25 protein-coding genes, 1 tRNA gene and 2 pseudogenes are annotated in these 25,841 nt (G+C 66.9%); 13 read left to right on the forward strand and 15 right to left on the reverse strand.

Annotated features, from left to right (window positions below; translation table 11 throughout):
- The first annotated feature begins 158 nt into the window (after positions 1-158).
- Together ABZV91_RS28005 and ABZV91_RS28010 are read left to right on the forward strand one after the other, a co-directional pair.
- The gene (locus tag ABZV91_RS28005) at positions 159-974 is read left to right on the forward strand and encodes an isoprenyl transferase (protein WP_355247882.1); all 816 of its coding nucleotides are present in this window, start codon (positions 159-161) and stop codon (positions 972-974) included.
- Positions 971-1,396, forward strand: a complete 426-nt coding sequence (locus tag ABZV91_RS28010) for a hypothetical protein (RefSeq protein ID WP_051164469.1) — start codon at positions 971-973, stop codon at positions 1,394-1,396. The genes ABZV91_RS28005 and ABZV91_RS28010 overlap by 4 nt, the downstream gene beginning before the upstream one ends.
- Positions 1,397-1,401: 5 nt before the next feature.
- Here the strand turns inward: ABZV91_RS28010 and ABZV91_RS28015 are convergent, their stop codons facing one another.
- Positions 1,402-2,052 carry a TetR/AcrR family transcriptional regulator gene (locus ABZV91_RS28015; RefSeq protein ID WP_355247886.1) on the reverse strand — a complete coding sequence of 217 codons (651 nt, stop codon included), beginning with the start codon at positions 2,050-2,052 and terminating at the stop codon, positions 1,402-1,404.
- A gap of 104 nt (positions 2,053-2,156) precedes the next feature.
- Between ABZV91_RS28015 and ABZV91_RS28020 the strand changes: the two genes are divergently transcribed.
- Positions 2,157-3,137, forward strand: a complete 981-nt coding sequence (locus ABZV91_RS28020) for a hypothetical protein (RefSeq protein ID WP_355247889.1) — start codon at positions 2,157-2,159, stop codon at positions 3,135-3,137.
- Between the two features lie 78 nt (positions 3,138-3,215).
- Here ABZV91_RS28020 and ABZV91_RS28025 read toward each other — a convergent pair whose 3' ends face one another.
- The gene (locus ABZV91_RS28025) at positions 3,216-3,659 is read right to left on the reverse strand and encodes a Fur family transcriptional regulator (RefSeq protein WP_355247891.1); all 444 of its coding nucleotides are present in this window, start codon (positions 3,657-3,659) and stop codon (positions 3,216-3,218) included.
- 3 nt (positions 3,660-3,662) lie between these two features.
- Positions 3,663-4,016 carry a metalloregulator ArsR/SmtB family transcription factor gene (locus ABZV91_RS28030; RefSeq protein WP_030523140.1) on the reverse strand — a complete coding sequence of 118 codons (354 nt, stop codon included), beginning with the start codon at positions 4,014-4,016 and terminating at the stop codon, positions 3,663-3,665.
- A gap of 264 nt (positions 4,017-4,280) precedes the next feature.
- On the opposite strand from ABZV91_RS28030, the gene ABZV91_RS28035 reads away from it, so the two are divergent.
- A complete protein-coding gene (locus tag ABZV91_RS28035) occupies positions 4,281-5,666 on the forward strand; it encodes a glycine--tRNA ligase (RefSeq protein ID WP_355247894.1) in 1,386 nt (461 codons plus the stop codon).
- Positions 5,667-6,135: 469 nt separating this feature from the next.
- On the forward strand, positions 6,136-6,813 hold the full coding sequence (locus ABZV91_RS28040; RefSeq protein WP_355247897.1) for an MBL fold metallo-hydrolase: 678 nt from the start codon (positions 6,136-6,138) through the stop codon (positions 6,811-6,813).
- A 32-nt stretch (positions 6,814-6,845) separates the two neighbouring features.
- On the opposite strand, the gene ABZV91_RS28045 is transcribed toward ABZV91_RS28040, so the two are convergent.
- Together ABZV91_RS28045 and ABZV91_RS28050 are read right to left on the reverse strand one after the other, a co-directional pair.
- A complete protein-coding gene (locus tag ABZV91_RS28045; protein WP_355247900.1) occupies positions 6,846-7,649 on the reverse strand; it encodes a hypothetical protein in 804 nt (267 codons plus the stop codon).
- Positions 7,642-8,619 (reverse strand): hypothetical protein, encoded by a 978-nt coding sequence (locus ABZV91_RS28050; protein WP_355247903.1) that lies wholly within the window; start codon positions 8,617-8,619, stop codon positions 7,642-7,644. Before ABZV91_RS28050 ends, ABZV91_RS28045 begins: the two co-directional genes overlap by 8 nt.
- Positions 8,620-8,850: 231 nt before the next feature.
- Between ABZV91_RS28050 and ABZV91_RS28055 the strand changes: the two are divergent.
- Both ABZV91_RS28055 and ABZV91_RS28060 read left to right on the forward strand, forming a co-directional pair.
- Positions 8,851-9,039: pseudogene (locus ABZV91_RS28055) on the forward strand (MBL fold metallo-hydrolase); the annotation flags it as partial.
- Positions 9,040-9,281: 242 nt separating this feature from the next.
- Complete coding sequence (locus ABZV91_RS28060; protein WP_355247906.1) at positions 9,282-10,151, forward strand: hypothetical protein; 870 nt, start codon at positions 9,282-9,284, stop codon at positions 10,149-10,151.
- Between the two features lie 198 nt (positions 10,152-10,349).
- On the opposite strand, the gene ABZV91_RS28065 is transcribed toward ABZV91_RS28060, so the two are convergent.
- On the reverse strand, positions 10,350-11,252 hold the full coding sequence (locus tag ABZV91_RS28065) for a cutinase family protein (RefSeq protein WP_355247909.1): 903 nt from the start codon (positions 11,250-11,252) through the stop codon (positions 10,350-10,352).
- A 953-nt stretch (positions 11,253-12,205) separates the two neighbouring features.
- Here ABZV91_RS28065 and ABZV91_RS28070 point away from each other — a divergent pair.
- The 3 genes from ABZV91_RS28070 (at position 12,206) to dnaG (ending at position 16,285) form a co-directional block, all read left to right on the forward strand.
- Positions 12,206-12,778, forward strand: a complete 573-nt coding sequence (locus ABZV91_RS28070) for a YdcF family protein (RefSeq protein ID WP_355247936.1) — start codon at positions 12,206-12,208, stop codon at positions 12,776-12,778.
- Between the two features lie 64 nt (positions 12,779-12,842).
- Positions 12,843-14,090: a deoxyguanosinetriphosphate triphosphohydrolase gene (locus ABZV91_RS28075; protein WP_355247939.1), complete on the forward strand. Its 1,248-nt coding sequence runs from the start codon at positions 12,843-12,845 to the stop codon at positions 14,088-14,090.
- Positions 14,091-14,359: 269 nt separating this feature from the next.
- A complete protein-coding gene (dnaG, locus tag ABZV91_RS28080) occupies positions 14,360-16,285 on the forward strand; it encodes a DNA primase (protein ID WP_355247912.1) in 1,926 nt (641 codons plus the stop codon).
- A gap of 9 nt (positions 16,286-16,294) precedes the next feature.
- Here the strand turns inward: dnaG and ABZV91_RS28085 are convergent, their stop codons facing one another.
- The gene (locus tag ABZV91_RS28085; RefSeq protein ID WP_030523130.1) at positions 16,295-16,543 is read right to left on the reverse strand and encodes a hypothetical protein; all 249 of its coding nucleotides are present in this window, start codon (positions 16,541-16,543) and stop codon (positions 16,295-16,297) included.
- Between the two features lie 199 nt (positions 16,544-16,742).
- On the opposite strand from ABZV91_RS28085, the gene ABZV91_RS28090 reads away from it, so the two are divergent.
- Positions 16,743-16,815: transfer RNA gene (locus ABZV91_RS28090), tRNA-Asn, on the forward strand.
- Positions 16,816-17,460: 645 nt separating this feature from the next.
- A pseudogene (locus ABZV91_RS28095) lies at positions 17,461-18,029 on the forward strand (transposase family protein); the annotation flags it as partial.
- Here ABZV91_RS28095 and ABZV91_RS28100 read toward each other — a convergent pair.
- The 5 genes from ABZV91_RS28100 to ABZV91_RS28120 are packed head-to-tail and all read right to left on the reverse strand — an operon-like array spanning position 17,935 to position 21,955.
- Positions 17,935-19,170 carry an AMP-binding protein gene (locus tag ABZV91_RS28100; protein ID WP_355247915.1) on the reverse strand — a complete coding sequence of 412 codons (1,236 nt, stop codon included), beginning with the start codon at positions 19,168-19,170 and terminating at the stop codon, positions 17,935-17,937. The pseudogene ABZV91_RS28095 and the gene ABZV91_RS28100 sit on opposite strands and share 95 nt — an antisense overlap.
- 28 nt (positions 19,171-19,198) lie before the next feature.
- Positions 19,199-19,939: a 3-oxoacyl-ACP reductase family protein gene (locus ABZV91_RS28105; protein ID WP_355247918.1), complete on the reverse strand. Its 741-nt coding sequence runs from the start codon at positions 19,937-19,939 to the stop codon at positions 19,199-19,201.
- A 48-nt stretch (positions 19,940-19,987) separates the two neighbouring features.
- Positions 19,988-20,398 (reverse strand): acyl-CoA dehydrogenase family protein, encoded by a 411-nt coding sequence (locus tag ABZV91_RS28110; protein WP_355247921.1) that lies wholly within the window; start codon positions 20,396-20,398, stop codon positions 19,988-19,990.
- A gap of 37 nt (positions 20,399-20,435) precedes the next feature.
- Positions 20,436-21,134 carry an acyl-CoA dehydrogenase family protein gene (locus ABZV91_RS28115; RefSeq protein WP_355247924.1) on the reverse strand — a complete coding sequence of 233 codons (699 nt, stop codon included), beginning with the start codon at positions 21,132-21,134 and terminating at the stop codon, positions 20,436-20,438.
- Positions 21,135-21,157: 23 nt separating this feature from the next.
- Positions 21,158-21,955 (reverse strand): enoyl-CoA hydratase-related protein, encoded by a 798-nt coding sequence (locus tag ABZV91_RS28120; RefSeq protein ID WP_355247927.1) that lies wholly within the window; start codon positions 21,953-21,955, stop codon positions 21,158-21,160.
- Between the two features lie 135 nt (positions 21,956-22,090).
- Here ABZV91_RS28120 and ABZV91_RS28125 point away from each other — a divergent pair, with 135 nt between their 5' ends.
- Positions 22,091-22,753: a TetR/AcrR family transcriptional regulator gene (locus tag ABZV91_RS28125; protein ID WP_355247930.1), complete on the forward strand. Its 663-nt coding sequence runs from the start codon at positions 22,091-22,093 to the stop codon at positions 22,751-22,753.
- 116 nt (positions 22,754-22,869) lie between these two features.
- Here ABZV91_RS28125 and ABZV91_RS28130 read toward each other — a convergent pair whose 3' ends face one another.
- The 3 genes from ABZV91_RS28130 to ABZV91_RS28140 all read right to left on the reverse strand — a co-directional run bounded on the left by ABZV91_RS28130 (position 22,870) and on the right by ABZV91_RS28140 (position 25,738).
- The gene (locus ABZV91_RS28130; protein WP_355247945.1) at positions 22,870-23,058 is read right to left on the reverse strand and encodes a hypothetical protein; all 189 of its coding nucleotides are present in this window, start codon (positions 23,056-23,058) and stop codon (positions 22,870-22,872) included.
- 80 nt (positions 23,059-23,138) lie between these two features.
- On the reverse strand, positions 23,139-24,227 hold the full coding sequence (locus ABZV91_RS28135) for an acyl-CoA dehydrogenase family protein (protein WP_355247933.1): 1,089 nt from the start codon (positions 24,225-24,227) through the stop codon (positions 23,139-23,141).
- Positions 24,224-25,738 carry a class I adenylate-forming enzyme family protein gene (locus tag ABZV91_RS28140; protein WP_355247942.1) on the reverse strand — a complete coding sequence of 505 codons (1,515 nt, stop codon included), beginning with the start codon at positions 25,736-25,738 and terminating at the stop codon, positions 24,224-24,226. Before ABZV91_RS28140 ends, ABZV91_RS28135 begins: the two co-directional genes overlap by 4 nt.
- Positions 25,739-25,841 lie beyond the last annotated feature (103 nt).

A 25,841-nucleotide genomic window follows, 5' to 3' on the forward strand; every position in this document is an offset into this window, starting at 1 on the left:
TCTTCTCCCTCACCCCCCATCACTTGTTGGCGGGGTTTGTCGCGTTATTCCCCCGCTCTCCCACCCCCACACCCCACCCTCGAGGCCGAAACGGCGAGACCAAGGGGCCTCAACCCCGCGCGCGCCAGCGCGCTATGAACAGAGCTAGTCTTTTGGACGTGATCCTGCGTCGTGACACCACCGGTTCGGGCGTATCCGCGTCCGATACCGTCCGTACCATCCGACCGCCGTCACCGCACCCTTCCGGGGCCCGCCCGCCGGAAATTCCCGCGGACCTGGTCCCCAGGCATGTCGCGCTGGTGATGGACGGCAACGGGCGCTGGGCGCAGGAGCGCGGGCTGCCGCGGACGGCGGGTCACGAAAAGGGCGAGGCCGTGCTCATGGACACCGTCGAGGGTTGTATCGAGATCGGTGTGAAGTGGTTGTCGGCATACGCGTTCTCCACCGAGAACTGGCGGCGCAGCCCCGATGAGGTGCGGTTTCTCATGGGGTTCAACCGGGATGTGATCCGGCGGCGGCGCGACGAGATGCACGAGATGGGGGTGCGGGTGCGCTGGGCGGGGCGGCGGCCGCGACTGTGGCGCAGTGTGATCCGGGAGTTGGAGACCGCGCAGGAGCTGACCGAGGACAACACCGTGATGACGTTGACCATGTGTGTCAACTACGGCGGTCGGGCCGAGATCGCCGACGCGGCACGGGAGATCGCGCGCCGGGTGGCGGCGGGGGAGATCGATCCGGAGAAGGTCGGTGAGGATACGATCGCCCGGTTCCTGGACGAGCCGGATATGCCGGATGTGGATCTGTTCCTGCGGCCGTCGGGGGAGTTCCGTAGTTCGAATTTCCTGATCTGGCAGTCGGCGTACGCCGAGTTCGTCTATCAGGCGACCTTGTTCCCGGATTTCGATCGGCGCAATCTGTGGGATGCCTGTCTCGAGTACGCGCGGCGGGATCGCCGGTTCGGGGGTGCCAAATGAGTGGCGAGGCCGAATCGGGTGCGCTGGCACCGGATCTGGAGTTGCAGGCCCGGGCCGGTGCCGGGCTGGGGCTCTACGATATCGACGTCCGGGTCGACAACGACGGTTCGCTGCGTTTCGATTTCCAGGGCGCGCTGTGTTCGCTGAGCGCGTTCACCTTGACGCCCGGTCTGGATGTGCTGTCGCTGACGTGTGTGCTGGCCTGGGATCGGCCGCTCAAACCGCAGTTGCACAAGCGGGTGGCCGAGCGGAACGCCTCGTTGCAGTTCGGCTCGATCGCGGTGATCGCGCACGACAAACTCGCCGATGTGATCCTCCGCTACACGTTCCCGGCGGCCGGCCTGGACGATATGGCGTTGACCACGATGCTGCTGCTGGTGCTCGGTGGCGCCGGGGAGGCGCGTAAGGGTCTGTTGCCCTGAGCTGATCAGGCCGGGTCGGCGACTGCCGTGGCACCGGTCTCCGGCCGGATGCGGCCTTCCGGGGCGCCGTACGGGAACAGGATGTTCACACCCCGCAGGTACTGGTCACGGACGAGATCGCCGAGCAGCAGATGCTGGAGCACGTATCCGGGAAGCAGTCCGAAGAGCGCGGCGGCGACCGCGTCCACGTCGGCATCGGGCGGGAGCCATCCGGCCGCGCGCATTCGTTCGGCGTATTCGTGCCACATTCCCCGGATGCCCGCCATGGTCCGGCGCACGGGTTCGGCCGCCTCTTCGTCGACGAGGGCCAGTGACCATGCCTGCGGTGCCAGCCGTATCCGGCCCTCGGGGCCGCTCTGGGCGTCGATCCACTTCGTCATCCGCGCGATCAGTTCGGCGGGAGTAGGGAGCGGGTCGCTGTGGATGACGGCCGTCATCTGCGCGCGGATATCACCCGCGGCGGTCGAGGCGAGCGCGATGACCAGTTCGTCCTTGCTCTTGAAATAGCGGTAGACAGCGCCCGCGGACAGGCCCGACTCGGTGAAGACGTCCTGCATGGAGGTCTGGTGGAAGCCTTTGCGGACGAAGCAGGCACGGGCGGCATCCAGGATCTGTTGCCGGCGGCGTTCCAGGTGTTCGTCACTGACTCGGGGCATGCTTCCAAACTAAAACGAATGTTCGTTCTTGACAAGGTGCCGAGGCGGTGGGACGGTGAGGACACCTAAAAAGAACGAGCCTTCGATTTTCTTGGGAGAACGTCATGAACGTCATCCAGCGTGCCGTGGCACTCGGGGTGGGCGCGGCCCTGCTGCAAGCGTTGATGCTGATCGCGTTCGCGTGGCCGGCGACCGATATCGCGCCCCGTGATCTACCACTCGCCGTCGCCGGTCCGCAGGCCGCGATGGTGGAGGCCCGGCTGGCGGGCCAGAATCCCGGCGCGTTCGAACTCACGGTCGTCCCCGATGAGGCGGCGGCCCGGGCGGCCATCGGGGACCGTGAGGTCTACGGCGCGATCGTGACCGGGGGCGGCGCGCCCCGGGTGCTGGTCGCGTCCGGTGCGGCCCCCGCGGTCGCCCAGCAGCTCACCCAGATCGGGCAGCAGATGTCCGGTGCGCCGGCCGCGCCGGTCGAGGACGTCGTTCCGGCCGATCCCGACGATCCGCGCGGCGCGGGCTTCGGCGCCATGGCGCTGCCCCTGGTCATGGCGGGTATCGCGGGCGGTGTGCTGCTGACCCTCCTGGTTCCCTCTGCCGGCGGTCGTGTGCTCGGGGCACTCGTCTTCGGTATCGCCGGTGGCCTGCTGAGCATGCTCGTCACCCAGACCTGGCTGTCCATCGTCCCTGGCAGCTACCTCACCCTGTCGGTGGTGGCCGGGCTGGTCTCCTTCGCGGTCGCCGGCACGGTCGCCGGACTCGCCACCGTGATCGGCCGGGCCGGTATCGGGGTCGCCGCCCTGACCATGTTGCTCATCGGTAATCCGTTCTCCGCCGCCACCTCCGCTCCCGAACTGCTGCCGCAGCCGTGGGGCGCGATCGGGCAGTTGCTGCCCCCGGGCGCCGCGGCATCGCTGCTCCGCTCGGTGGCGTTCTTCGACGGCGCGGGCGCGCAGCGGCCGGTACTGGTCCTGCTGGCCTGGGCGGGGTTCGCTCTCGTCCTGTTCGGCATCGGTGCCCTGCGTGATCGTGCCCGTGTCGAGCCGGCGTCGCCCGCCGAACCGGCGCCGGTGCCGGTCACCGCGTGAGGCACGGACGGAATACGGCGAAGGCCGCTACCACCCGGTGGTAGCGGCCTTCGCCGTATCAGAAGGTTCTCCGGGGTACTAGCCCCGGCCGAGCGCCGAGCAGGAGTGGCAGGTGCCGAAGATCTCCAGCGTATGGCTGACTTCGGTGAACCCGTGGCTGGAGGCGGTGCTGGCCGCCCACGCCTCCACGGTCGGTCCGGCGACCTCGACGGTGCGACCGCAGTGACGGCACACCAGGTGGTGATGATGACCGGTCGAACACTGCCGGTAGACCGATTCGCCGTTGTCGGTACGCAGGACATCGACCATTCCGGCGTCGGCCAGCGATTGCAGTGTGCGGTAGACGGTGGTCAGTCCGATCCCCTCGCCGCGCCGGCGTAGCTCGTCGTGTAGCTCCTGAGCCGACCGGAACCTGTCGATGTCCTCCAGTAGCGCGGCGATCGCGTTGCGTTGCCGCGTGGTGCGAATACCGACAGCTCGCTGTGTGGCGGTCCCTTTGCCAGTGACCAGGTTCTCGGACACGAATTACCCTTCTTCTTCGGCGTGCGCTACTGCGTCGACCACGATATGCGCCAGGTGGTCGTCGACGAGTTCGTAGAGGACCTCGCGGCCCGATCGCTCACCGTGTACCACCCCGGCCGATTTGAGGATCCGCAGATGCTGGCTGACCAGCGGTTGTGTAACGCCGAGGGCATCCACCAGCTCGTGCACACAGCGCGGCGACTCCCGCAGTTGTAGCACGATGGCGATGCGAACGGGGGCGGCGAGTGCGCGCAGCAACTCGCCCGCGTTCTCCAGCACGGTCCGGGTGGGTATGGGGACCGGTGCGGGGGAGCGGTAGGGATTGTGCTGCCCGGCGGCGGCAGTGTCGGTTGTCATCGTCCACTCCTTATTGGAAACCGGTCCCATTTTGATATGCATGGGTATGCATGTCAAATATCCATGCCGATGCGTGCGCGAATCGGGCTCGCGCGGATACGCCGGGCGAGTGCGGGCTGCGGATGGGGCGAGCTCGCGCGCACCTACTAGGCTGTACCCGATCAGCCGCGCACGGCAGAGCAGCTACCGTGGGCAACTGCGATCACGTAGCCCGATCCGGGCAGCGTAACTACTGGCGATTCGTAGTGGATGGAGAATTCTCGCGTGGCACCCAAGTCGAAGGTGGACACCGTTGCCAACCTCGCCAAGCGCCGGGGCCTGGTGTACCCGTGCGGTGAGATCTACGGCGGTACCAAATCGGCGTGGGACTACGGTCCGCTGGGCGTCGAGCTCAAGGAGAACATCAAGAAGCAGTGGTGGCGGTCGATGGTCACCAGCCGCGAGGATGTGGTCGGCCTCGACTCCTCGGTGATCCTGCCGCGTCAGGTCTGGGTGGCCTCCGGTCACGTCGAGACCTTTTCCGATCCGCTCGTCGAATCCCTGCACACCCACAAGCGCTACCGGGCCGACCATCTGCTCGAGGCCTACGAAGCCAAACACGGCCATCCCCCGGTCAACGGTCTGGCCGATATCAACGATCCGGAAACCGGCCAGCCCGGCAGCTGGACCGAGCCGAAGAACTTCTCCGGGCTGCTGAAGACCTTCCTGGGCCCGGTGGACGACGAAGAGGGCCTGCACTATCTACGCCCGGAGACCGCCCAGGGCATCTTCGTGAACTTCGCGAACGTCATGACCACCGCGCGCAAGAAGCCGCCGTTCGGTATCGCCCAGATCGGCAAGAGCTTCCGCAACGAGATCACCCCCGGCAACTTCATCTTCCGCACACGCGAGTTCGAGCAGATGGAGATGGAGTTCTTCGTCAAACCCGGCGAGGACGCCGAATGGCACAAGTACTGGATCGACACCCGCTTCTCCTGGTACACCGATCTGGGTATCGACCCGGAGAACCTGCGCCTCTTCGAACACCCGAAAGAGAAGCTCTCGCACTACTCGGCCGGTACCACCGATATCGAGTACCGGTTCGGTTTCCAGGGCGGTGAATGGGGCGAGCTGGAAGGTATCGCCAACCGCACCGATTACGACCTGTCCACGCACGCCAAACATTCCGGCGCGGAGCTGAGCTATTTCGACCAGACCACCGAGGAACGCTACGTCCCGTACGTGATCGAGCCCGCCGCCGGCCTGACCCGGTCGCTGATGGCCTTCCTCGTCGACGCCTATGCCGAGGACCAGGCCCCGAACGCGAAGGGCGGCGTGGACACCCGCACGGTGCTGCGCCTGGATCGTCGTCTCGCGCCGGTCAAGGCCGCGGTGCTGCCGCTGTCGCGCAATGCCGACCTCACCCCCAAGGCCAAGGACCTCGCCGCGCAACTGCGCAGGAACTGGAACGTCGAATTCGACGACGCCGGCGCCATCGGCCGCCGCTACCGCCGCCAGGACGAGATCGGCACCCCCTTCTGCATCACCGTCGATTTCGACACCCTCGACGACCAGGCGGTCACGGTGCGTGAACGCGACACCATGGCCCAGGAGCGGATCGCTCTCGATCAGGTCGAGGGGTATCTGGCGCAACGACTGATCGGCTGCTGACCCGAGCTTTTCGCTCCTCGCCGTTACCGCCGCCTCGATCGGGGTAGCCCGTCGGCAGGAGCGGAAGGAGCGGGTCACGTCCGAGGATCGGCACGACGGCACCACGGCGGTGATGCCCTCCGGCATCCGCAGCACACTCGGTGTTCGACCGGTTCGCCGGACGGGTCAGCGGCTGGGTGTCGCGCTCCTGGTATTTCACGGCATGCGTATCGATCGTGGTGCTGTGGGCTCCCTCAACGCCATCGCCGACAGTCTCGCCGATCTGATGTCGGCCGTTCCCGGCCTGGAAGAAGATCGACGCGAACTAACTGGCCGCTGTCGGCCTCGAAGACCGCGAGAGCAGTTGATCGAGCGCGCGCCGGGTCGGAGGCGCGATCGCCGCATCGGTGGCGCCCACGAACACGATCGAGCGGGATACCCGGGGACGTCGTGCCACGAATGCGGCCGGCCCGCTCGCTAGCATCGGGGTGTGATCACCATCGATACCTCCTACACCGGCCACGTCTCACCGGGTGCCGCGGCGCAGCGCCGCGAGGTCCCGGGTGCCCGGGTGACCAAGATGTCGGTCGGCCCGATGGACAACAACACCTACCTCGTGCAGTGCGCCGCCACCGGAGCCGCCCTGCTCATCGACGCCGCCAACGAAGCCGATCGGATCATCGATCTGATCGAGCAGGAGACCACCGACGGGGTCGGCCTGATCGTCACCACCCACCAGCACGGCGACCACTGGCAGGCCCTCGAAGCCGTCACCGCCGCCACCGGAGCTCCGACGGCAGCCCACGCACTCGACGCCGACCCGCTCCCGGTGTCCCCGCAGCGCATCCTGGCGGAAGGGGATACGGTCACCGTCGGTGACCTTTCCCTCGAAGTGATCCACCTGGTCGGGCACACGCCGGGGTCGGTCACCCTGGCCCTCACCGACGGCTCCGGCCGGACCCACCTCTTCACCGGCGACTGCCTGTTTCCAGGTGGAATCGGAAAAACCCGGCGGCCGGAGGATTTCACCACCCTGCTCGACGGTGTGACCACCAAACTGTTCGATCGGTTCGCCGACGATGCCGTGGTCTACCCCGGTCACGGCGACGACACCACCCTCGGCGCTGAACGGCCGCAGTTGCAGGAGTGGAGGAGCCGAGGATGGTGAGGTAGCCGCCGACTACGGGCACGGTGCGATGCCTATCTCGACGGAAGGTTGACGTAGCGTCGGATCAGCGCCGCCAGTTCCGATGGTTTTATCGGCAGGGCAGATCTTGCGAGGTTTCCGCGATCGATCTCGTCGACCACAAGTTTCAGAGCATGAGCCGCATCTCGGCGTGTTCCCGTCAGCTCCGGATCGGAGAGTCCCCAGCGCGGAAACGAACGGTGATGACGATGTGTTATTCCGAGTAGCGTGCAGAGGTCGACAAGGTCTTTGTGTTGAAATCGCTTCTTCCAGGCCAGGGCTTTCATGACCACCGCGATTTCGACACCCGGAAGTGGTGCAGTGAAGCTGATCTTGTCTGCGTTTCGCAGGCGCACGCAGGCGGCAACGTACACAGGAGCAGCTGCCAACGCCAAGGACAGCCCTGGCGCAGCGTCGAAGCGCCGATCTCCGAGGACCTGTGGCTTTCCTTCCGCGTCCGGGGTCACCAGCAGATCGATCGAAATTTTTCCGTGCGGGCTGTCTCTCGTGTACGAGTTGCCCTGAACGGCTTCGTACCCACATTTTTTCAGGGCTTCGTGCAGGTCTTGTTCGGTGGCGACCAACGGGCTGATACCGGCGTCGGCATCCACAGTTGTGCGGTTGATCACGTCCGGTGTCGGGTAGGCGTGGCTGAGTAGCTGGACCATATGGCCTCCGATGATCCGATAGCCTCGGCCGTCCGATTCGGGGTCCAGGAATGTGGCTGCCTTCGTGAGGTCGTGCAGCGCCATGTATCCGAGATCGGAAGCATTGGATGTCGAAGCGATGACGACCTCGAAAACGTGCGTTTCAGGCATGTGTTTGCCTGGCCACGATGCGATGCCGCAATCGCTGAGCTGTTTCCTCTGCGTTCGGGCCGACGCTTGTGTGAAGAAGGTCCCACAACACGATGGCGGGATCCGCCAAGCGGTGGCTCGGGTGCGGAGACTCCTGAGCTGTGCGCCGGATGGTGGGATCGTCCGGGACCACGGTGAGCATCGTGGCATCCCCGACATCAACGGGAGTAAAGCCCGCCGGGCTGAAGTCGATGATCTCGGGGAGGTAGAGAAGCGCAGTTGCCGGAATCTGCCAAGGAGAATACTCGTCAGCAGCGATATCACCGGAAATCACTGGGGTGAGTTCGAGCTCGGTCAGTAGAGCAGTTGCGGACCGAGCTTGTGTTCCCGGGTCGTCTAGGTTGTACCACCCTTGGACGGTGCCGCCAGGTCCGGGATACTCATCAAGCCAGGCGTCGAGTAACTCTGCCGAATTACCGAGCCACCCCTCTTCGTTCTTGCTGGTGCCGGCCAGGCGATGGAGCGCCTGAGAGATGGCTTGTTGGGAGAAGCCGAGGAGTTCGGCCAGCTCTGCCTGGGATCTCGGGTGTTGCGAAGTGGCGAGGGTCCGGGTCAACGACCATCGGGCCCATGCTGTGCGAGTCCTTTGACCTGGTCGACGATCCGAGTTCTCCTCATGCAACAGGATCTCGGTGTTGAAAATGACCAGCGGCGGATCGGTGGTCACCAAGTCGAACTCATCGGCAAGTGCCGCTTCGATGACAGATTTCGACGCTTCGGGCGCCGCGTAGAGCCTTCGTAACGAGCGGTCTCGATATCGTTCTACTTGATGCCCGGTGAGGCGGTGGTCGCTCATTTGCACAATCGACTCGGTGGCCTGGGGGCTGTGGTGCCGTCTCAAGGTCAGGCGGTTGGGGGTGCCACTCACCACCTGGATACCTGCTCGCGAGAGTAGCCTGAGGAGGCTGTTCTGCACTGCACTGGCATTCATCGACCCTCCTACTATAGTGCGTTGCCTATGTCAAACAAGCTTGCTGCGCTGCGTTCTGCAAGACTTGTTTGACAATTTATCGCTGGATAGGTAGTGAGGGCAATTCCGTCGTCGTCTTGTTCGGGGAAGTTGGGCCATGGTGGCGAGGGCAAACCACGGCGACGTCGGTACACGCCTTCCTGGGGGACCTCGCCAATGTCTGCCCGGGTTCGTGTTGCCCGCTCAGAGCCCTCCGTATTTCCGGGCGGGGTCGGGAAGACCCGGCGCCCCGAGGATTTCACCACCCTGCTCGACGGGGTGACGACCAAACTCTTCGATCGCTACGGTGACGATACGGTCGTGTACCCGGGCCATGGTGACGACACGACACTCGGCGCCGAGCGGCCGCAGCTGGCGGAATGGAAGAGCCGGGGCTGGTAGATCCCGGCGGCCGATGCCGCCTCGGCGCGCGGGATACTCTCTGGTGTGGGGAGGTGAGCCGATGAGACGGACGCGGGCGTCACCGGCACCGGTCGGTCGCGCTGACGGGGACGCCGGAAGCCGGCCCGGCAGCGGAGTTCGATATCGGCCGCGGAACTGTCCACGGCCGTCCGGCGGCCGGAACTGTCGCCGGTATGCCATGAGGTCTGCGCCGGGAGTCCGCCGGCGCGTCGATCGGGGGGTTGTCCACAGTGAAAGGTTTCCCTGACGAATCCGCCAAGGAGCTGGTCCAGCGGTTGCGGGACGGCTTGATAGAGCTGCTCGGCAAACGTACCGGCGGGCTCCTCCACGACAGGGTGGACGGCATCTCGGTCCGTGCCGACCGAGCGGCGGATACTTTCCGAGACGCCGAAGAGCGTGGCAGACAGCAGATCCCGGCGGGCGGTCCCGAGCAGTCACCGGCGGACTCTCGGAGAGTGCCCGCGGTAGGTCCTGAACAGGCGTCGCCGCCACTGGAAAAGGATGCTTCGTCGCCGGTCGCCGGCTCTCGCGACGATGGGCAGGCATCCGATCGCGGGCAGCATTTCGTTCTGAAACTGACCCAAGGGGACAGAGAGGCCTTCGCGAGCCTCGCCGACAAGTTGTCCCTGTACAACATGGTCGGCGACGCCAAGCTTCTCGCGTCGTTCGAGGAAATGCGCGGAAAGAAGTTCTCGGCCGAGGAAAACAGGCTCATCGGGCTTTTGGACAATATGCGGGCGGAGCAAGGTGGAAAACTGATCAAAATGAATCTGGAGTTCCGCTGGGTCTCCGCGGAACCGGGTCTGGGAGTTCCGAAGCTCGTGGAAGACGCACGAGTACACGGCGGGTCCGAACCGAACAGACCCTGGACGCATATAGGGGGAGGCGTCGTAGAGGATTTCATGGGCCGAAACCGGGATGCCGGTGTCCTGTTCATATACGACGGGGACAAGCTCAGAGCGCCGACCGAGGAAGAAAGGAAAGACCCCAACGGGAAGAATATGTTCATGTACGCCAAGAAGCCCATTGATGGACTGGAACTGAAAGACGCGCTGCTGGGGATGATCCGCTTCGACCCTGCCGGCGACTGAAGTACGGGAGGTCGCGAGTCGTGGTGACCGCCGGGCCCGGGCGCGAATCGACATGTGTCCATGCTGCGGCCGACTCTGTCACCACGATCCGAGCAGCCACCGAGGATGAGGAGTTCCCGTCCGGACGGTGATCGGAATCGGCGCCGCACCGCTCCCGGCGACCGCGACCGAAGCGACGGCGCCGGGAGCGGGCGAGATTCAGGACAGTTCGACCAGTTTCTGCCGCAGCCAGTTCAGTGTGGTGACGCCACCGGCCACCTGATAGCTCGGGTAGCTCTGGTGGATACCGGACTTCACGAAATCGTCGACCTGCTTCTTGCGCTCCTCGTAGGCGGTGCCGTTGAGCTGATCGTGCAGCAGGCCCAGACCGCCGGCGGCGAGGGCATCGTTGAGCAGCTGCATGCCGAGGGTCTGGTAGTTGCCGAGCTGGGTGGGGTCGGCATTGGAGACCTGGGCGAAGAAGCCGGCGATCCGGGCGGCGAAGTCGCCGTCGGGAGTCGAGCAGTACAGGTCGCCGACGGCGCAGAAGGTGTAGGTGCGGTTGCTCAACCAGCCGAAACCGGTGAGCCGGGGGCCGCCGGCACCGGCGCCCAGGACCGGTGGACCGATGAGATTGTCGAGGGGGGAGCGGCGGGGATCGGCGATCAGGCCGACCAGGCCCACCCGGTCCGGGGACACCACGCCGAGCCCGGTGCCGATCTCGGAGGCGAGGTCACCGGCGGCGTCGGCGCCCTGGCTGTAACCGAGCAGCGCGAACCGGGTATTGCCGCAGCGTCGTGCCACATCGGAGATCAGGCCGCGGGCTCCGGAGACGGCCTCGTTCTTGGAGCGGCCGTAGACCTCGCCTTCCCAGGGGAAGGCGGTGGCGGTATAGGCGACGTAATCGGTGTGGGCGCTGCCCGGCAGACCATCGGCGGCCAGGGCGAGCATTCCCTTGCCGGGGTCGGACTTCGACGTCTCCCAGGTGCCCGGGATCGCGACCACGTAGAGGTCGGGGCAGTTCGCGGGCGCCGCCTGGGCGGTCGTGGCCACGGCGGGGGCCAGGACCGACGCGAGGGTTACCGCCATACCGGCGGTGGCGCTCTTCCATCGAGAAAACATCGTGTGCTCCATGTGCTCACCGAGACGGCCACCGGCCGTTCACCTGTTCCCAGGATTCCCAAAACAGTCGACGGGCATGCCACGCCGTTGTGGTGTGACGTGTGGGTGCGAGTTCGTCGACCCCGATGGATGGATCAGAGGCACTTCAGATCTCGCCGAGGGATAGCCAAGCACATCGGCGCCCGTTCCGAAAGTCGAATCTACCGGTGTTCGGCCCTGATCAACGGGATATTCACCGTCCGGAGGCGCTGTGCCGCGAAATTCGCCCGCTCACGGTGGTTTCGGTGCCCTACCGGTGTGCCGCGCTCCCGCCACGGGCGCGGAGTGCCCGGAGAAGCGGGCGAGCCGGTCGTGCGGCTTCCGGCGCTCCCGACGCCCGCGGTGCCGGCGATCCGGCCATCACTCGGTCGGTGGTGCGTCGCCGCGGCGACGAGCCGTTCGCGGCCGCTGGGTGAGTGCACGGCGTAGCCGTGGTGCAAGCCTGTCCGCCGGCTCACCGTGCGGCCCGGGGCGCAACGCGAGGCGGCGGTGGGTACGGGCAAGCGTGCTCGCTACGGTTTCCGGGCCGCGGCGGAGTCGGCGAGCGCGGCCGGGTGCGGGGAATGCTTCCCTCCGCGGGAGGGGCGCTGATAACGATTCGGGCCACAAGAAGCGCCCGTCCGGCCGGTGAACCGGTGCCCGACCCGCTCGGACGCCGCCCCGCGCGCCGTCTCCGGCCGTGCTGTGCTCCGGTGACCAGCGCAAACGCCGAATCCTCGGGTGACGGCGGGGTATGGCACCTGTGTTCGCGCGGTGTCCGGTGCCGGGAACCTGCCTGGCAGACTTAGAGCGTGACTTGGACGCCAGTGCGTACACGACCGGATTCGCGTGCCGATTCCGGCGCTGCGCGCGGGATCGGTGCCGGGATCCTGCGCTGGGCCGGTCGGCTGCTCGGCGGCGCCCTCGTGGTGGGAATGATCCTGGTGGGCGGTACCGCGGTGCGGGTGTGGCAGGTGGCGCGGATCGAGGACTACACACCGGCCGACGCCATCGTGGTGCTGGGTGCCGCGCAGTACTCCGGTACACCGTCGTCGGTGTTCGAGGCGCGCCTGTATCAGGCGGCGAGCCTGTACGAGCAGGGAGTGTCGGACCTGGTCATCACCGTCGGCGGCAAACAGGAGGGCGATCTGTACACCGAGGCCGCCTCGGGAAAGATGTACCTGATGGACGCGGGGGTCCCGGAGAGCGCCATCCTCGCCGTGGAGACCGGTTCCGACACGCTGCGCAGTGTGGAGGCCGTGGCCGCCGCGATGAAGGACCGCGGCCTCGGGTCCGCGGTACTGGTCAGTGATCCCTGGCATTCGCTGCGGACCCGCACCATGGCCCGCGACGCCGGACTCGACGCCTGGACCGCGCCCACCCGCACCGGTCCCGCGGTGTACACCCGGGAATCGCAGGCGCACGGTATCGCCCGGGAGACCGCCGCTCTGCTCTGGTATCAGCTCACCCATTTCTCGGCGGATTTCAACTACACCGCCGGGCAGTGAGGCTCGTACCCGCCACCACCGGACCTCCGGCCGGTCGGTGCCCGGTGGCAGACTCGGTGCGGTGATCTACACCGAGCACGACCGCGAACGCCTGGTCGGCGAGGCGCCGAAAACGGCCGGCCTCGCCGGGGCCGGAGCCCACGGAAACGGGCACCGCACCGAATTCGCCCGCGATCGTGCGCGCGTACTGCATTCGGCGGCGCTGCGCCGCCTCGCCGACAAGACCCAGGTGATGGGTCCCCGAGACGGTGACACTCCGCGCACCCGGCTCACGCATTCGCTGGAGGTCGCCCAGATCGGCCGCGGTATCGCCGACGGTCTCGGCTGCGATCCCGATCTGGCCGAACTCGCGGGTCTGGCGCACGATATCGGCCACCCGCCCTACGGTCACAACGGCGAGAAAGCGCTGGATATCTTCGCCACCGATTTCGGCGGATTCGAGGGCAACGCCCAGAATCTGCGCATCCTCACCCGGCTCGAACCGAAGGTCCTCGATTCCTACGGCGGCAGTGTCGGGCTCAACCTCACCCGCGCCGCGCTGGACGCCGCGATCAAATACCCGTGGCACCGCACCGAGGCGGGCGCGAAATTCGGCGCCTACGAGGCGGACGCCGACCGGTTGTCCTGGGTCCGCAAGGGCGCCCCGGATCGGCGCCCTTCGCTGGAATGCCAGGTGATGGACTGGTCCGACGATGTGGCCTATTCGGTGCACGACGTGGAGGACGGCATCATCGCCGGCCGTATCGATCTGCGCGCCCTGGCCGATCCGGTGGAACGCGTCGCGCTGGCCGAGCTGGGACATGTGCAGCACCGTGGCCTCTCGGTCGACGATCTGGTGGCCGCCGCACAGCGACTGTCCGAACTGCCGGTCGTCGCGGAGGTGTTCGTCTACGACGGCACCCTCACCAGTTCGGTCGCCTTGAAACGGCTCACCAGCGAACTCGTCGGCCGGTTCGCCAACGCGGCGGTCGTGGCGACGCGAGCGGCCCATACCGGACCGCTCGCCCGCTACTCCGCCGACCTGGTGGTGCCGCCGGTGGCCGCCGCCGAGGTCGCGGTCCTGAAGACCGTCGCGTTGCGGTATGTCATGTCCGATCCTGACCACAAGTTGCGTCAGGCCGAACAGCGTGCCCGGCTGACCGCAGTGGCCGAACACCTGCTCGCCACCGGTCCCGCCGCACTCGATCCGCTGTTGCTGCCCTGGTGGGAGGCCGCCGCCGACGACAGCGCCCGGGTCCGGGTGATCGTCGACCAGATCGCCTCCTACACCGAGAGCCGCCTGGAACGGATCGCCGCCACCCTGGATCGGTGACGGAGTTCATTCGCCCGCGGGTCGGAGCCCAGGAGGCCCCGACGCGAATGCCGACCGTCGGAGTGGACGGGTAACGCGGCAGGCGCACCGGCCGGTCCCGGCGCGCCGCGCGGCGGCCCGGGCCGGTGCGGCGCGGGCGCTGCCGGTACCCGTCGTTCCGGCCGGTGGACGGCTTCCGCGCGGCTCCGGGGCCGGGCCGGGCCGTGGGGTGGGTACCGCCCCTGGGTGCTCGGGTTCCGGCACGGACCCGCTCGCCTAGACTCGACCCCGTGACCGGACGAATACCTGCTCGCGATATCACCGCCATTCGGGAGCGCGTCCGGATCGAGGATGTGGTGGGCGAGTACGTGGCGCTCAAGCGCGGTGGCGCGGACTCGATGAAGGGACTGTGCCCGTTCCACGACGAGAAGTCCCCGTCCTTCCATGTGCGGCCCAACCACGGCCTGTTCCACTGCTTCGGATGTAACGAAGGCGGCGACGTGTATGCCTTCCTGCAGAAGATCGAGCACATCGGTTTCGTGGAAGCCGTGGAGCAGATGGCCGACCGGATCGGCTACCGGATCAACTACGAGGGCGGCGGGACCTCGGTCCAGCGCGACCGCGGGACCCGGTCCCGGCTGGTGGCCGCGAATGCCGCCGCCCACGAGTTCTACGTCGAACGGTTGCGCGGCCCCGATGCCACGGTCGCCCGCAAGTACCTCACCGACCGCAACTTCGACGAAGCCGCCTGGACCCGGTTCGGCTGTGGCTACGCCCCCGACGGCTGGGACACGCTCACCAAGCACCTGCTGAACCGGGGCTTCGATTTCAAGGAACTCGAGGCTGCCGGTCTGTCCCGGCAGGGCCGGCGCGGCCCGATCGACCGGTTCCACCGGCGGCTGCTGTGGCCGATCCGGAATCTCGGCGGCGATGTGATCGGTTTCGGCGCCCGCAAACTCTTCGAAGACGACACCATGCCGGGTAAATACGTCAACACCCCGGAAACCCTGCTGTACAAGAAATCCCAGGTGCTGTTCGGTCTCGACCACGCCAAACGGGAGATCGCCAAGGGCCATCAGGCCGTGGTCGTCGAGGGCTACACCGATGTGATGGCCATGCATCTGGCCGGGGTGACAACCGCCGTCGCCGCCTGTGGCACCGCCTTCGGTGACGACCATCTGGCGATTCTGCGCAGGCTGCTCATGGACGACAACTTCTGGCGCGGCGAGATCATCTTCACCTTCGACGGCGACGCCGCCGGTCAGGCCGCCGCCCTCAAGGCGTTCCTCGGTGATCAGAAGGTCGCGGGGCAGACCTACGTCGTGGTCTCGCCCGACGGCCAGGACCCCTGTGAGATGCGCCAGCAGGCCGGTGACGCCGCCCTGCGCGATATGGTCGCCCGCCGTGAACCGCTGTTCGATTTCGCGCTGCGCCAGGAGATCGCCAAGCGCGAGGACAGCCGCACCCGGGCCCTCACCTACGACAGCCAGGTCGAGGTGATGCGCTGGGCGGTACCCATCGTCGCCCAGATCAAGGATCACGGCCTGCGTAAACGCTACGCGACCCAACTCGCCGAATGGACCGGCTGGCAGGATCCGCAGCTGGTGTACCGCCGGGTCGACGAGGAGGCCCGCAAACTGCGCGGCGCGGCGGCCGCCCCGCCTGCCCGGACACCGCGCGGTGAGCAGGCCGGCCTCACACCGCCCGCCGCCCGCCCCGACCCCCGCGATCCGGTCCTGCGCTCGCAGCGGCAGGCCCTCGCCGCCGGTCTGCAGTATCCGGAGATCGCCGGCCCGGCGTTCGACGCTCTCGAGGCCGACGCCTTCACCCACCCCGCCTACATCGCCGTGCGCACGCTCATGGCCGAAGCGGGGGGAGTGTCGGCGGGCCTGTCGGGCGCGGACTGGGTGAGCGCGATCAGCGACCACACCGACGACCTCACGCTGCGCGCCCTGGTCTCCGAGCTCGCCGGCGAACCGCTACCGGTGAAGACCACCGGCGATATCCCCCGGTTCATCACGGGAGTCCTGGCCAACGCCCAGGCCGCCCTGGTCGGCCGGCAGATCGCCGAACTCAAATCACGGCTGCACCGGGTCTCCTCCGTCGACGAACCGGAAACCTATATGGCGCTGTTCGCCGACCTGGTCGCCCTCGAGCAGTACCGCAAGAGCCTGCTCGAACAGGCCATGGGCACCAGTGAATTCGGGGCCGCCTGAGCCCGTGGGCTACCGCCGCCGTAGCTGATCGTGCGGGACCATCACGGTGGTGCGCTCGTCGAGCGGCTCCATCGGCTCCAGCTTCGGCTGGGTACTCAACTTGTCCGACAGCTTCTGTCTGCTCACCTGCACCAACTTGCGCGTCACCGGACTCCCCGCGACCGCACGGGCACTCGCGCTGATCTGCTCATAGCGTGCCCGCCCGGCCTTACTGCCCAGCACATAACCGGCAGCGATACCGATGATCAACCGCAACATTGTGGGTGGAGCTCCTCCCAGTAGTCCGTGCCGACCCATCCTGCCCGACGGCACCGACACCTGTCGATCCGGTCCCCACGGCCGGTCGGCCCCCGTTTCGGTCTCCCATATCGGCTCGACCCGGCGATTTGGGCGCGCACCCACCCATACGCTAGAGTTTCCTCTCGGTCAGCCCGGTGCGGGCGAGACCACCGAGCAATCCCCTATAGCTCAATTGGCAGAGCAGCCGACTGTTAATCGGCAGGTTACTGGTTCGAGTCCAGTTGGGGGAGCAGAAACCGCAGGTCAGGCCGATTTATTCGGCCTGACCTGCTTCTTTTTCCGGTATATAACCAAGAATATGCCAAGATTTCCGGACCGAACTTCCAATCAGTCAACGCCTTGGTGGTTCTTCGTTGCAAATTCCGTTCCTCGGCACGACACGCAAAGTATGGGCAGCGGGAAATAGCTGGTGATCGCGGGTTCGTATCCGGTTTGACCGTTCGCGGTGTGTCCGCATGGATCGGTTCTCCGGTGCCTTGTCCGTCGCGTTCAGGGCGAGGCGTTACGTCCGTTACATCACCTGTTCCCTGTCGGTCCACCGGGCTCGTGTGTTTCGGCTTTCGAGTCAGGTACTGATGCCAGGGTTTGCAGAGCACCTTCGTACCAGGCATGGACGGCCAGCCAGATGTATGGGGGGTGCCCCTCCTGATCTTCTAGCTCCTGTGCTACGCGGATCAGATATTCCAGCATTGCGTTGTCTCTGTCCGGGAAGGGGTAGGGGAAGTCCCCGATCTGGTTGCTGCTGTCCGCTCGGTAGTCGTGGTGGCCGTTGGCGATGATGCGGGTCGACTGGCGGGTGACATACTCGGTCGGGATGGTTGGGCTCTGGCCCACTTTCGGTGGTGCCTGTGAGGTGACAGCGGCACGACAGCCCGGTGGTTGAGGTGAGTGTTGTTGTCGGCGTGGCGTTTTCAGGTTTGTCGCCGCTGGTTGTCGAGGACGTGGGTGTGGCGGGCTCGCGGCTGGTGGTCCAGGCCCGGACTCCTGGTGGTGTGGCGGAATGCCCGGGTTGTGGTGCGGGATCGGCCCGCGTTCATGGTGTTCACGAGCGGCGGCTGGCCGATCTGCCGGTCGATGGCCGCAGCGTGGTGGTGCGGGTGCGTGTCCGGCGCCTGTACTGCCAGACCCAGGGCTGTCAGCGCACCTTTCGGGAACAATCCCCGGCGTCGTGGAACGCTATCAACGCCGCACGACCCGGCTGACCGGGCACGTGCGTGCGGCGGTGCGGGAGCTGGCCGGGCGGGCCGCGGTCCGAATGCTGCGGCAGTGGTCGGTGCGATTGTCGCGGCAGACCGCGGTGCGGGTGCTGCTCGGCATCCCGCTGCAAACCCAGAAGGTGCCGAGGGTGCTCAGTGTGGATGATTTCGCCTTGCTGCGCCGCCACCGCTACGGGACCGTGCTGATCGACGGCGCGACCCACGAGCGTGTCGATGTCCTGCCCGAGCCGCCGAGACCGGGGCGCCTTCGAGGTCGACCGTGCGGATCTCCATACCCGGCCACGGGTAGCCGTCGGTGTCGATCACCTTCTCGTCCGGGTCTCCGGGGACGCCGAGGGTGACCAGGGCGTCGTCGCTTTGGCCCCATCCGCCGACGACGACGAGGCCGGGAATCTTCTCGCGCGCCTCACGCACGATGGCGCGCGGGATCGGTGCGCCCATACAGCAGAAGCGGGTCAGGCTCGCCACATCGTGCACGGCGAGGTTCGGGGCGCTGATGAAGTCGTGGAGGAACGGCGTCGCAGCCGACGTGTAGGTGATGTGGTGTTCGGCGACGAGCTCGACGAACCGCTCGTTGCTCCACACGTCCTGCAGCACACAGGTTCCGCCGTTGACCACGCTGAGCCGCGCGCCGTAGAGGAACCCGGTGAGGTGGGCCAGCGTCGAGGCCATGTGGAACACCGTGTCGCCGGTGATGCCGAGTCGCTCGGGCAGTGGTGCGGTGGCGGCGAGCATCGTGTTGTGGGTGTGCATGACACCCTTGGGCTCATCAGTGGTGCCCGAAGTGAAGATCAGCAGCGTGACCTCGTTGGGGTCGGGCCTGTAGTCGGCCAGCGACGCCGGGTCGCGGCGTTCCTCCCACGGGGTGGCCATGAACTCGTCCCACGACCCACCGGACGAGTCGCCGATAACCAGGGTGTGCTCCACCGACGGCAGGTCGAGGCCGCCGTACATCGCGGGGTAGTCGAAGCCGCGGAAGCTGTCCGGGATGACGAGGACCTTCGACTTCGCCAGGCCGACCATGAACCCGACCTCACGCTCCCGGTAGACCGGGATCAGCGGGTTGTTGATCGCACCGATTCGGCTGACCGCGTAATGCAGGACGATCCACTCGATCCAGTTCGGGACCTGGAACGAGACCACGTCACCCGGACCTACGCCCAGCTCCAGAAGCCCGAGCGCGCACCGGTCCGAGAGCTGCTTCAGCTCAGCGAACGTCACCTGCCGTCGGGAGTCCACGAAGGCAACCTTGTCGGGCGTACGGGATGCCCACTCGTCGAGATAGTCGGTGATGACGCGGTCTCCCCAGTAGCCCGCGCGGGTGTACCGGTCGATGAGCTCGGAGCTCAGCAGTGTGTCGAAGGACATCGTTGAAGCCTCTGATCCTCAGCGCATCTCAGGACATGGTGAGGCCGCCGCTGACGCTGACGGTCTGGCCGGTGATGAAGGACGCCTCATCCGAGGCAAGGAAAGCGACCGCGTTGGCAAGGTCCTCGGGCTGACCGAGGCGGCGCAGCGGAATCGCCTTCTGCAGCGCCTCGCGCAGCTTCTCGCCACCCATCGAGGCGAACAGGGCGGTGTCGGTCGGGCCGGGGCACACACAGTTGACGTTGACCTTCGAACGGGCCATCTCGCGGGCCATGGCCTTGGTGAACGCGATGACGCCGCCCTTGGCGGCGGAGTAGACGGCCTCGCCCGAGGACCCGACCCGGCCGGCATCGGAGCCGAGGTTGACGACCTTGCCGTAGCCCTGCTCGACCATGATCGGCAGCACCTTTTTCGAGGTGTTGAACACGCCGTAGAGGTTGATCTGGATGATCCGGTCCCAGGTCTGGGGGACGGAGTCGACGAACGGCTCTCCCTTGTCCCACCCGGCGTTGTTCACCAGCACGTCGACGCGACCGAACGCGGCGATGACCTCCTCGACCATGGCGTCGACCGAGTCCCGGTCGGTGACGTCGGTGCGGATCCCGATCGACCCGTTGCCGAACTCGGCAGCGGTCTGCTCGGCGGTGTCTTCGTTGATGTCAGTGACCACGACCGTCGCGCCCTCAGCGGCGAGCTTGGTGGCGATGCCGGCACCGATTCCCTGGCCGGCGCCGGTGACGATCGCGATCTTGTTATCGAGCTTGCCCATGGCGGGCTCCTTTGCGGGTCGAGACGAGTACGACAAGTGCGGAGGCACTCAGGGCGCGTAGGTGCGGCCGAGCAGGTTTCGAGAAATGACGAGCTTGGAGACCTGGGCGGTGCCGTCCCCGATCTCCAGACCGATGACGTCGCGCAACCGCTGACCGACCTTGTGTTCGGTCGAGTAGCCGACGTGCCCGAGAGTGAGCAGACATTGGTGAATGACATCGACAGCGAGTTTCGGCGCCCAGAACTTCGCCATCGCCGCCTCTGCGGAATGCTCCCGGTCGGTGTCCTTGCGCCACAGCGCCTCGTAGCAGACGTGCCGTGCCCCGGTGATGTAGGTCGCGCACTCAGCCAGCGGGAACGAGACACCTTGGAAGGTGCCGATCGGCTTGCCGAACGCGACCCGGTCACGCGACCACTGCAACGCCTCGTCCAGGGACTGCTGGGCGGCGCCGAGGCACAACAGGCCGATGATCGCGCGAGAGTAGTCGAAGCCTCCATCACCGAGACGAACCCGCCCCCTCGGCTCCGATCAGCTCAGCCCGGGTGACACGGACCTCATCGAATTGGATCGACGCGCGGCCGATCGCACGCGACCCGAGGTCGTCGAACGCACTGCGCGAGATTCGCGGGTCATGCAGATTCACCCAGAAGGCACTGACACCTCGTGCACCGTCGCCGCCGGTGCGGGCCAGCACGACCGCCGCGTCGGAGGCCATGCCGAGGGTGATCGAGGTCTTCTCCCCCGACAGCAGCCACGCATCCTCGCCGTCGGGCGTCGCCCTCAGGCCGAGGTTCGCGGCATCGGTACCCGCACTCGGTTCGGTGATCATGATGCACGGCACCGTCTCGCCCGAGGCGATGCCGGGCAGCCAGGCCTGCTTCTGCTCCTCAGTGCAGTTGCGGACCAGGATGTCGCTGATCAGTGCGGTGTTGATGATCAGGTAGCCGGCATTGAAGTCGGCACGCCCGACCTCCTCGGCTGCGATGCCCGCGATCACCGCGGTGGCGTCCTGTCCGCCGTACTCCTCGGGGATGCGCAGGCTCGTCAGGCCGATCTGGGCCATATCGAGGGCCTGCTGGCGGCGAAAGGCCGCGGCCTTGTCGTCGGCCTGGTAGTGCGGGGCGAGGACCTTCTCGGCCCAGCGAGCGATCTCGCCGCGGAAAGCCTCTTCGTCCTCGTCGAATCCGTAATGCACAGTCGTTTCTCCCGGTGTCCCGATCAGTGCCAGTTGACGTGGGGGGCGAAGTCGGGCTTGCGCTTCTCCGCGAACGCCGAGGCGCCCTCCATGCCTTCGGGGGAGACGCCGAAGATGTCCAGGGCGCTCATCGCCATGTTCGACAGGCCGGCCTGATGGTCGGTGTCGGCGTTGAAAGACTGTTTGAGGAACCGGATCGCGGTCGGGCTGAGCGCGCCGACCTCCTCGCACCACGACTTGGCCTCGGCGAGCAGTTGATCGGCCGGGACGATCTTGTTGACCAGACCCATGTCGAGCGCTTCGGCAGCCGTGTACTGGCGGCACCAGAACCAGATCTCACGGGCCTTCTTCTCACCCACCACCCGGGCGAGGTAGGCCGATCCGAAGCCGGCGTCGAACGAGCCGACGCGGGGCCCGGCCTGGCCGAAGCGGGCGGTCTCGCTCGCGATCGACACGTCCGCGATGACCTGCAGCACGTGGCCGCCACCCACCGCGATGCCGTTGACCGCAGCGATGACCGGCTTGGGGATGTCACGCATCAGCTTGTGCAGGTCACCGATCCGGAACCGACCCAACTCGGCCGGGCCGTAGTCGCCGGTCTCCGCGCGCTGCTTGACATCACCACCGGTACAGAACGCCTTCTCGCCCGCACCGGTCAGCACAACCGCACGGACGGCACCGTCGGACCATGCCCGGTTGAACGCGTCGATCAACTCGTCGACGGTCTTGGCACGAAACGCGTTGTAGCGCTCCGGACGGTTGATCGTGATGATCCCCGCCGCGCCGTCAACCTCGTAGGTGATGTCCTCGTAACCGCTCACAGTCGCCTCCGAGTCCAAATGTGAATATTTCTTCACCTGGAGTGAACATAAATTCATTTCGGACTGGTGTCAACGGGCGCGGCGTGGGAATATCGTGCTTGAATGAATTTCCGTTCACTGACAGGAAGGGATGAGATGAGTTCGTCGCAGGCGCTGGATCCGCAGGAAGCGGCGCGCAACGCGCTGGCACAGTCACGCTCGCGCCAGCTCCTCGATGCCGCCGCGCGCCTCATGGAACGAGAAGGCTCCGAGGCGGTGTCGATGCAGGCGCTCGCGACCGAAGCCGGCGTCAGTGTCGGGCTCATCTACCGCTACTTCGGCAACAAGGACGACGTCCTCCTCGCCGTCATCACCGACGTACTCGACGCCTTCTCAGCGAAGGTCCCGATCGCGGTCGCCGAGGCCGGCGAGGACCCGGTGCGAAAGCTCGCCGCCGCATTCACGGCGTACTGCCATGTCATCGACGAGCACCGCCACGCAGCCGTACTGACCTACCGTGAGTCGAAGTCACTCGACGAGGAAGGTCGTGCCCGAATCAAGCAGCTCGAGGTGGAGACCAGCCAGCCACTACGCGACGCCCTCCACGATGGCGTAGCGGCAGGCCGGCTCACCGCCGCCGATCCCGACCTCGTCGCCTACAACCTGCTGCTGCTCGCCCACGCATGGGCCCTCAAACACTGGTACTTCGAACGCACCATGACACTCGAGCGCTATATCCAAGCCCAGCTGGGCCTGACTCTTCGAGGCGTCATCAGCCCCAAGTCCCGACGGTCCTATGCCGACCTGCTGGAACCCTGACAGCCGGTCGAGTACCCGCCCGTCCCGGTAACTTTCGATTGAGGTCCAGGATCATTTGGTTGGCCGGATCGGACCCCGGCCGGACGCTTGTTTCCCTTCGCGCTGCAGCCAGGTGATCAACCGTCCGCGCCCTCGGCGGGGCCGCCGTGCAGGCCGTAGAGGGTGTAGGCCGCGCGGCGCAGCACGCCGGCGGCGAGCCAGGCCGGGGCGAGCACGGACAGGGTGATATGGGCATACCAGGCCCGGCAGGCGCGGACCTGGGGACGGCCGGACGGGCCGACGGTTGTCGGCGCGCATACGGACATGCCGAACCCGGCGGCGGCGCGGGCAGCGTGCCGCCGCCGGGCACCTCGTGCGGTCGCTGTCGCGGGCGCCGGGCTGCGGATCAGATGCCTGCGGCGGTGAGCAGGTCCTCGCGATGGCTGTTGATGTCGCCGAACAGGGCAGCATCGGTGGTGGCGCGGCGGAAATACAGGTGGGCGGGGTGTTCCCAAGTGAAGCCGATGCCGCCGTGGAGTTGGATGTTCTCGCGGGCGCAGTCGAGGTAGGCGCGGGTGCATTCGACCGCGGCCATGGGCGCGGCGGTGGGGAGGTGTTCGGGGCTCTCTTGCAGTGCCCAGATGGCATGGTCGAGGGCGGTTCTGGCGTTGTCGAGCTGGATCGCCAGGTCGGCGCAGCGGTGTTTGAGGGCTTGGAACGAGCCGATAACCCGACCGAACTGGACGCGGACCTTCACGTAGTCGACCGCCATCTCCAGTGCTCGCTCCGCGCCACCGAGCTGTTCGCAGGCCACGGCGATCGTCAGGAGGATGCGCAGATCTGCCAGTGCGGCGTCGGCGACGCCGGGTTCACCAAGGGGGCGGGCGGGGGCGCAGCCGTAGTCGAGGTGGGCGAAGGATCGGGTGAGATCCATCGAGTTCTGTTCTGTGACGGCCACATTCGGGTCACCAATGTCGATTACGAACAGTCTGGCGCCGTCGGCGGTGTCGGCAGGCAGGAAGATCCAGTCGGCGGTGGTGCCGTCGAGGACGAATGAGGTCGATCCGGTGACGGTCCAGTTGCCCTGGGCGTCGGCAGAGGCGGCCGGGACGGCGACGTCCTGCCGCAGGTAGCCGAGAGCGACAGTGGCCGTCCGGGATCCGTCGAGCAGAGCCGGCAGGAGATCGGCGCGGGCCCGCGCGTCACCGGCCCGGGCGAGCAGGCCTTGCCCGAGGACGACCGAACCGAGGATGGGCAGCGTCGAGAGCGCGCGGCCCGCTTCTTCGGCGACGACGGCGAGGCCGGCGTATCCGATTCCGGCGCCGCCGAGTCCCTCCGGTTCGGCGACACCGGCCAGGCCGAGTTCGGAGCAGGCCCGCGACCATTGCGCGGGCTTCCACTTCGGTTCGTCCTGGGTGACTTCCCGACCCTGGTCGAGGAATGCGCGGGCGACCTCCCGCAGGACGTCGAGGTCGGGATCGTGGCGCAGGATCATCGGGCCGTCTCCGGGGTGCGGGCGCCGGCGGAGAGCTCGTCGCGCAGGGTGCGACGAAGCAGTTTGCCGGTCTCGGTGTAGGGCAGCTCGGCCCAGGCGTGGACGCGGGCGGGCACGCGCGTGGAGCGCAGGTGGGTGCGGACCCATTCCTGCAGTTCGGGTTCCGACGGGGTGTTCCCGGGTGCGGCGACGACGACGGCCTCCACCCGCTCGCCCCATTCGGCGTCGGGCAGGCCGACGACGGCGGCCTCGGCGACCGAGTGATGGCGCAGTAGAGCGTTTTCGACTTCGCCCGGGGAGATGTTCTCGCCGCCGCGCACGATCACGTCGTCGGCGCGGCCGTCGAGGAACAGATAGCCCTCGGCATCGAGGTAGCCGCGGTCACGGGTGGGGTACCACCCCTCGGCGTCGATGGCGCTGTGCGAGGTGTACTCGCCTGCGACCTGTTCACCGCGTACGAAGACCTCGCCCGGCTCGCCGGCCGCGACCGGATTGCCGTCGAGGTCACGGATCTCGACCTCGATCGACGGGAGGGACCTACCGACCGAACCGAGCCGAGCCCTGACCTCGGGGACATCGCTGCCGAAGGCCTCACGGTGGTCGTCGGGGCCGAGAACCGCAATGGTGGAACTGGTTTCGGTGAGACCGTAGGCGTTGACGAAGCCGACGTCGGGCAGCAACCGCATGGCGCGTTCGATGGTCTGCAGCGGCATGCGGCCGCCGCCGTAGGACAGGGCGCGCAAGGCGGGCAGCTCGGTGCCGGTTTCCTCGAGGACGTCGAGGATGCGGCCCAGCATGGTGGGGACCACCATCGCCTGGGTGACGCGTTCGGCGGCGGCCAGTTCCACCCAGCGCTCCGGGGTGAAGGAGGGCAGCTGGACCATGCGGCGGCCCGCGTAGACCGAGCTCAGGATCGAGCTGACACCCGCGATGTGATAGTTGGGCACCGAGACCAGAATGGCCTCGTCCTCGTCGGCGTTCCAGAATTCGACGGTGCCGACGATATAGCTGGCCAGGTGCCGGTGGCGCAGCACAGCGGCCTTCGGCGTCCCGGTGGTGCCGCTGGTGAATAGCAGGACGGCGGTGTCGTCGGGGTCGGTGAACGGCAGCTCGACGTCGTCGGTGGCCGGTGCCGGGGCGACCACATCTTCGGTCGGCAGGACCGTGAGATCCTCGCGCGGGGCGATACGGTCGCGGGCGGTGGGCCCGGTCACGACCAGAGCGGGGGCCAGGCGGGCGGTCGTGTCGGCGAGCTGTGCGTCGGTGAGACGGTAGTTCAGCGGCGCGAACGGCAGACCCGCCATCGCGGAGGCGAACAGCAGGACCGGCACCGCGGCGGTGTTGAGGTCGAGTACAGCGACATTGGCGTGGCCCGCCGTGTTCAGCCGGGCGGCCAGGGCACAGGAGCGGTCGAACAGCTCGCGATAGGTGAGGCCGTCCTCGCGGGTGCCGACGGCAATGCGGTCGGGCCCGGTGTCGGCGGCCATCTCCAGCAACATGGTGAGGTTCATCATTGAGACTCCGTAAGTTGTTAATCGGCCCAGGAGGGTCGGATGTGGCTTATGGTTTCTTGCCTGTTGTGGCTTCTCAGGAGTGGCCGTCCGACCCTCCGGG

This window comes from Nocardia sp. NPDC004568, from assembly GCF_040609955.1.
Classification (GTDB): Bacteria; Actinomycetota; Actinomycetes; order Mycobacteriales; family Mycobacteriaceae; genus Nocardia.

Bases quoted from the DNA above. Each gene is read 5' to 3' on its own strand.
- ABZV91_RS28100 (WP_355247915.1), bottom strand. From the start codon at position 19,170: ATGTCCTTCGACACACTGCTGAGCTCCGAGCTCATCGACCGGTACACC.
- ABZV91_RS28140 (WP_355247942.1), bottom strand. From the start codon at position 25,738: ATGAACCTCACCATGTTGCTGGAGATGGCCGCCGACACCGGGCCCGAC.
- ABZV91_RS28105 (WP_355247918.1), bottom strand. From the start codon at position 19,939: ATGGGCAAGCTCGATAACAAGATCGCGATCGTCACCGGCGCCGGCCAG.
- ABZV91_RS28085 (WP_030523130.1), bottom strand. From the start codon at position 16,543: ATGTTGCGGTTGATCATCGGTATCGCTGCCGGTTATGTGCTGGGCAGT.
- ABZV91_RS28125 (WP_355247930.1), top strand. From the start codon at position 22,091: ATGAGTTCGTCGCAGGCGCTGGATCCGCAGGAAGCGGCGCGCAACGCG.
- ABZV91_RS28020 (WP_355247889.1), top strand. From the start codon at position 2,157: ATGAACGTCATCCAGCGTGCCGTGGCACTCGGGGTGGGCGCGGCCCTG.
- ABZV91_RS28030 (WP_030523140.1), bottom strand. From the start codon at position 4,016: ATGACAACCGACACTGCCGCCGCCGGGCAGCACAATCCCTACCGCTCC.
- ABZV91_RS28015 (WP_355247886.1), bottom strand. From the start codon at position 2,052: ATGCCCCGAGTCAGTGACGAACACCTGGAACGCCGCCGGCAACAGATC.
- ABZV91_RS28135 (WP_355247933.1), bottom strand. From the start codon at position 24,227: ATGATCCTGCGCCACGATCCCGACCTCGACGTCCTGCGGGAGGTCGCC.
- ABZV91_RS28070 (WP_355247936.1), top strand. From the start codon at position 12,206: ATGATCCTGGTGGGCGGTACCGCGGTGCGGGTGTGGCAGGTGGCGCGG.
- ABZV91_RS28045 (WP_355247900.1), bottom strand. From the start codon at position 7,649: ATGCCTGAAACGCACGTTTTCGAGGTCGTCATCGCTTCGACATCCAAT.
- ABZV91_RS28010 (WP_051164469.1), top strand. From the start codon at position 971: ATGAGTGGCGAGGCCGAATCGGGTGCGCTGGCACCGGATCTGGAGTTG.
- ABZV91_RS28130 (WP_355247945.1), bottom strand. From the start codon at position 23,058: ATGTCCGTATGCGCGCCGACAACCGTCGGCCCGTCCGGCCGTCCCCAG.
- ABZV91_RS28065 (WP_355247909.1), bottom strand. From the start codon at position 11,252: ATGTTTTCTCGATGGAAGAGCGCCACCGCCGGTATGGCGGTAACCCTC.
- ABZV91_RS28050 (WP_355247903.1), bottom strand. From the start codon at position 8,619: ATGAATGCCAGTGCAGTGCAGAACAGCCTCCTCAGGCTACTCTCGCGA.